Source organism: Micromonospora sp. HK10, from assembly GCF_000982955.1.
Lineage (GTDB): Bacteria > Actinomycetota > Actinomycetes > Mycobacteriales > Micromonosporaceae > Micromonospora.
The window spans coordinates 2,420-7,726 of sequence record NZ_KQ058721.1 but is presented as its reverse complement, the minus strand read 5'-3'; the positions used below and the strand labels follow the sequence as shown (position 1 = coordinate 7,726).

6 protein-coding genes are annotated in these 5,307 nt (G+C 74.9%); 4 read left to right on the top strand and 2 right to left on the bottom strand.

Translation table 11 applies throughout. From position 1 onward, the window contains the following. Both LQ51_RS07175 and LQ51_RS07170 read left to right on the top strand, forming a co-directional pair. On the top strand, positions 1 to 559 hold a 559-nt coding region (locus LQ51_RS07175; protein WP_231605517.1), incomplete at its 5' end, for a nuclear transport factor 2 family protein. Positions 560 to 786: 227 nt separating this feature from the next. Further along, positions 787 to 1,290, top strand: a complete 504-nt coding sequence (locus LQ51_RS07170; protein WP_046563892.1) for a hypothetical protein — start codon at positions 787 to 789, stop codon at positions 1,288 to 1,290. A gap of 117 nt (positions 1,291 to 1,407) precedes the next feature. On the opposite strand, the gene LQ51_RS32655 is transcribed toward LQ51_RS07170, so the two are convergent. After that, positions 1,408 to 1,566: a hypothetical protein gene (locus LQ51_RS32655; protein ID WP_156312997.1), complete on the bottom strand. Its 159-nt coding sequence runs from the start codon at positions 1,564 to 1,566 to the stop codon at positions 1,408 to 1,410. A gap of 138 nt (positions 1,567 to 1,704) precedes the next feature. Further along, positions 1,705 to 2,805, bottom strand: coding sequence for an L-dopachrome tautomerase-related protein (locus LQ51_RS07165; protein ID WP_046563891.1), 1,101 nt, complete (start codon positions 2,803 to 2,805; stop codon positions 1,705 to 1,707). A 194-nt stretch (positions 2,806 to 2,999) separates the two neighbouring features. Here LQ51_RS07165 and LQ51_RS07160 point away from each other — a divergent pair, with 194 nt between their 5' ends. Both LQ51_RS07160 and LQ51_RS33305 read left to right on the top strand, forming a co-directional pair. After that, complete coding sequence (locus tag LQ51_RS07160; RefSeq protein WP_046563894.1) at positions 3,000 to 3,770, top strand: SIR2 family NAD-dependent protein deacylase; 771 nt, start codon at positions 3,000 to 3,002, stop codon at positions 3,768 to 3,770. 228 nt (positions 3,771 to 3,998) lie between these two features. Next, positions 3,999 to 5,307: MalT transcriptional regulator family protein (locus tag LQ51_RS33305; protein ID WP_197087551.1), on the top strand; the 1,309-nt coding region annotated here is incomplete at its 3' end.

The window sequence follows — 5,307 nt, the reverse complement described above, 5'->3', positions numbered from 1 at the left end:
CGTCTGGCTCGCCGTGCGGCACGGCGTCTGGGCCGCCGAGCGCGCGGCGGCGGGCGCGTCTGCGGTGGTGCGGGGCCGGCTCCGCCTGTCCGGCCGGCCCTGCGGTCCCGCCGGTGCCACAATGCCGGTGGCGGCCGGCCGGCGGGGTGCCGGCCGGCTGGACGTCCCGCGAGGAGCGGCCGTGACCAACAACGCGCGTGAGGCGGAACTGCTGGCCGCGGAGCGTCGCCTCCAGGCGGCGCAACGCACGGGTGACGTGGCGGCGCTCACCGAGCTGCTCGACGACCGGCTGGTCGCCATCGGCCCGGACGGTGGCCGGTACGGCAAGGAGGACGACCTGGCCGCGCACCGCGCTCGTACCTCGGTGATCGACGAGCTGGTGGTGGAGGACCTCGGCTTCCTCGTCGCGGGGTCGACCGGTGTCACCTTCGTGCTGGCCCGGGTGGCCGGCGTCTTCGGCGGCGCACCCTTCGCCGCCCGGCTGCGGTACACCCGCACCTGGTCCTATCAGGAGGCGACCGGCTGGCGCGTCCTCGCCGCGCACATCAGCCCCGGCTGACCGTCCGGCGCGGCCGTCGCGGACCGAAACGCACCGGGCTCCGGGTCCACCGCGACGCCCGCCTCCTCGTGGGTGCGCGTCCCGGCGTGGCCGCCGGGGCGGCACTCCCGCGCGGCGACAATCCTGTGCGGCCGGCCTATAGTCACGCCGATCGATGTCTGGTAGGAATCCTGCAAGCGGTGTAGCCGCTTCGTAGGAATCCAACGCCGACCGGAAAGTGAGCGCCCATGCCGTCCACCCGGTTCCCGCTGCGCCGCCGCCTGCTCACCCTGCTCGCCGCCACGCTGGTCGCCGTCGGCGCGGCGGTCGGCCTGTCCAGCCCTGCCTGGGCAATCAGCCACTCCAGCGCCACATCGCAGCTACGCGCCGCCGGCATCAGCTGGACGTCCAGCGGCAACTGCAGCGACCGGAACGTCTCCACCTGCACGTCCTTCGACGGCATCCGGCAGGCCACCATCGACGGGATCATCACCTTCAAGCGCGCCAGCGGCTGCGCCATCACCATCACGGCCGGCACCGAGGTCGGCCACGCGAGCGGCACCTACAGCCACTGGAACGGCTACAAGGTGGACATCGCGCTGAGCACCTGCATCCAGAACTACGTCTCGGCCTACTACGCCTACGTCGGCTACATCTCCGGCTTCGGCTACCAGTACCGCGCGCCCTCCGGCAACCTCTACACCAAGGAAGGCAACCACTGGGACATCCTCTACTACACCTGCGGCTGCTGACCGGGTCGCGGCGGCCGGCGTCCCGGACCACCCCACGGGCGGCCCGGGGCTCCGGCGGGCCCACCGGCGTACGCCGGCGGGTGCGGCGCCGGCACCGGGGGCGCCGGCGCCCCCGGGTCAGCGCCGGGCCTGCTGCTTGGCCATCTCCGGCCGCTCACCCTTGCCGACCCGGCGCAGCGCGTCGCGCAACTGCTCCTCGGTCATCTTGGAGTTGCCCTCGATGCCCTTGTCGTGCGCCTGCTGTCGCAATTCGTGCAGGCGGTTCCGGTCACCCATGTCCGAACCTCCTGATCCGTGGCGCGAGGCCGATCCCCACGCCCACCGGCGCATCGTCTTCCCGTGCCGGCCGGCGGCAAACGGCCGCCCCGAGCCCGACTGGGCCGCCGCCGGTCGGGACGAGCGCGACCGGCCGGCTCAGCGCAAGCGCACCGGCCCGGCGTCGATCCGGACCCGGAACAGCGCGTACGGCCTGCGGCGCAGGTCCTGTCCACGCTGGTACTTCGCCTGCCGGTGCAACTGGTTGGCGGTGACGTAGAGATGGCCGTCGGCGGCCACGGACATGGTGTCGGGCCAGAGCAGCCGGGGATCGTGGACCACGGTCTCGAACTCGCCGTCCGGTCGGCGGCGCAGCACCGCGTTCTGCTCGTACGAGGTCAGGTAGAGCGCCCCCGAGTCGTCGGTCTCCAGGCCGTCCGAGCCGCCGCCCTTGTCGCCCTCGTCCAGCACCGTGGCGGCCACCTGGTCGTCGTCGAGGCCACGGTCGGCCAGGGCCTCGGTGTCGACGCTGTACCAGCGCCGCGAGGCGAGCGCGCAGTAGTACAGCCGGGACCCGTCGGCGGAGATGGCGATGCCGTCCGAGCCCATGCTGACCGGCGTGGGCGGCCCGTCCGCCGGGCGTTCCAGGAACGGCCGCCCCTCGACCATCGGGCGGAAGGCGTGCACCGGCTCGGCCTTGGTGGACGGGTGGTCGTGCAGCCGCCGCCAGGACGCGCCGGTGGCCAGGTCCACGACGATGATCCCGTTGGGCCCGGAGTCGGCGGAGTCGGTGATGTAGGCCAGCCCCGCGTCGCCGCGCCGCAGGTCGAAACGGACGTCGTTGAGGTACGTCGTGGGCAGCGCGACGTCGGCCGGGAACGTGATCACCTGCGCGACGGTGTCGGTGTCCAGGTCGACCCGGACCAGTTTCGGCCCGCCCGGCCGGGTGGGCTGGAACAGCGGGCTGCCGGTGTCGAGCACCCAGAGCCGGTCCGCCGGGTCCACGACGACGCTCTGCACCGACACGAACGCGTTCGCGTCGTCGTCGCCGGCCGGACTGTTCCAGACCGGATCCGGAAACGGCACCTCCTGGCCGCCGCGCAACTCGACCACCGTCGCCGGCACCTCGTCGCCCCACTTCGGGAAGTTGACGAAAATCCGCCCGGTGTGCGACACGCTGACCCCGGTGGGCATCGCCCCGCCGAACGTGTGCACCAGTTCCAGCTCACCCAGCGACTCGTCGCTGACCGGCCCGTTCATCCGCCCTCCCACCCGAGACAACGGGGTGTCCTTCCCGGGCCCCGACCCGGCAAACCCCGCCCACCGGCTTCGCCGGCGCCGGTGCCCACCGGCTTCGCCGGCGCCGGTGCCCACCGGCTTCGCCGGCGCCGGTGCCCACCGGCGCCGGCGTCCACCGGCGTACGCTGGCCGCGCGGCGGAGGGGGGCGACCGGGATGGTGCCGGCGGTGGGCGACGCGGCGGACCTGCTCCGCCGGGCACGGCGGGTGGTCGTCTTCACCGGCGCCGGCATGTCGGCCGAGAGCGGGGTGCCCACGTTCCGCGACGCCCGCACCGGGTTGTGGCGGCGGTTCGACCCACACGCCCTGGCCACCCCCGAGGCGTTCGACGCCGACCCGGCCCTGGTCTGGGGCTGGTACGAGTGGCGACGTCAACTCGTCCGGCGCGCCGAGCCGCACCCGGGACACCGGGCCGTGGCCGCCATCGAGGCTCGCGTCCCGACCGTCCTGATCACCCAGAACGTGGACGACCTGCACGAGCGGGCCGGCTCCCGCGCCCCGCTGCACCTGCACGGCAGCCTGTTCGCGGCGCGCTGCTCGGCCTGCGACGACCCGGCGCCGGTGCCGGACGGCGCGCCGGAGCCGGCCGACGGCCGCCGGCTGCCGCCACCCCGCTGCGCCCGCTGCGCGGGCCCGGTCCGCCCCGGCGTCGTCTGGTTCGGCGAGGCGCTGCCGCCGGACGCGCTCGCGGCCGCCGTCGACGCCGCGTCCGGCTGTGACCTGCTGCTGACCGTCGGCACCTCCGGCCTGGTCCACCCGGCCGCGGAGATTCCCCTGGTGACGGCCCGCCTCGGCGGCTCGGTCATCCAGGTCAATCCGGAGCGGACGCCGCTGGACCCGGTCGCCGCGGTGAACCTGCGGGGGCCAGCCGCCGAGGTGCTTCCCGCCCTGGTCGACGCCGCGTGGGGTGCCACGGCCCGGCGGTGAGGCGCTCACGGGCTCGCCCGGCCCGGCCGGCGCGGAGACCGCCGCCGACCCGGAACGTCGGCGCCGGCCGGGCACCGTTCCGCTCCGATCGGCCTTCGTCAATCGTCTGACGTCTTGTCGTATGTGTGCAATCACCGACGGTTGCGAACGCGCTTCGATGACTACGATGAGCGGTGTCCCCGTCACAGCACAGTGTTCGATGGACGTCGGCTCCGGGGGAGGTGCCTGATGCCGACGGAGACGGCCCGCAACCCGTCTTTGAGCCTCGTCCGGCCGCGCCTGCTCGCCGCGCTGGACGTCCGGCCGAGGTCGCTCGGCCTGGTCGTGGCGCCCGCCGGCGCCGGCAAGACCACCCTGCTCGCCCAGTACGCGGGCAGCGTCACCGGGCCGATGTCCTGGCTGCGCACCGTGCCGTCGGACGCCGACCCGTCCCGGGTGCTGGAGCGGATGGCCGCCACCCTGGCCGACGGCCCTGGTGGCCTGCTGGTCGTCGACGACCTGCACCTGATCGAGGGCACCCCGGGGGAGTCCGTGCTGCTGGACCGCGCGCACGCGCTGACCCGCGAGGGCGTCCGCGTGCTGATCGGCACCCGGCGCGCCCCGGCGCCGATCCTGGCCCGGCACGAGTTCTCCGACAGCGTCGTGATCGACGCCGAACAGCTGCGCTTCCGCGCCTGGGAGGTCGAACGGCTGCTGCGTGACGTCTACCGGGAGCCACTGCCCGCCGACGACGTCGCGGCCCTGAGCCGCCGGCTCGGCGGGTGGGCGGCCGGGCTGAAGCTCTACTACCTCTCCACCCGGGGCCAGCCGCTGCCCGACCGTCGGCGGGCCGTCGCCGCGCTGGCCAAACGCTCGGCGCTGTCCCGGGACTATCTCACCCGGACGGTCCTGGCCGAGCTGGCTCCGGCGCTGCGCCGGTTCCTCGTCCGCACCTGCGTCTTCGAGGTGCTCACCGCCGAACGCTGTGACCGGCTGCTCGGCGGCGTTGGCGGCCAGGCCGCGCTGGAGGAGCTGGAGCGTCGGCACGCGTTCACCGTCACCCACGACGGTGGCCGGTCCTTCGCCTATCACGAGGTGCTGCGCGCCCACCTGGCCGCGGCGCTGGTCGAGGAGCTGGGGGAGGCCGAGGCGCGGGAGTGGCACGCCCGCGCCGGCCGGCTGCTCGCCGAGGAGGGCGCGGCCCTGGAAGCGGCCCGCTGCTTCGCCCGCGCCCAGCAGTGGCCCGAGGTGCACCGGCTGCTCGACGCGGCCGGCGCCGCGGTCGCCGTGCGGGGCCTCGACCCGTGGACCGACCTGCTGCCCGGCTGGTTCATCGCGGAGGACCCGTGGCTGGTCCTCGCCGACGCGCAGCACCGCATCAACGAGGGCCAGCTCGACGCCGCGGTGCCGCTGCTGCGCCGGGCCGAGCAGATGTTCGGCGCCGGGCCGGGCGGCTCCCGCTGCCGCGCGCTGCGCGCCGACGTCACGGCCTGGCTGCCGGACGGCCCGCACTGGCGCGGCCACTGGTCCGGCTGGTTGCGGACCGCCACCCGCCGGC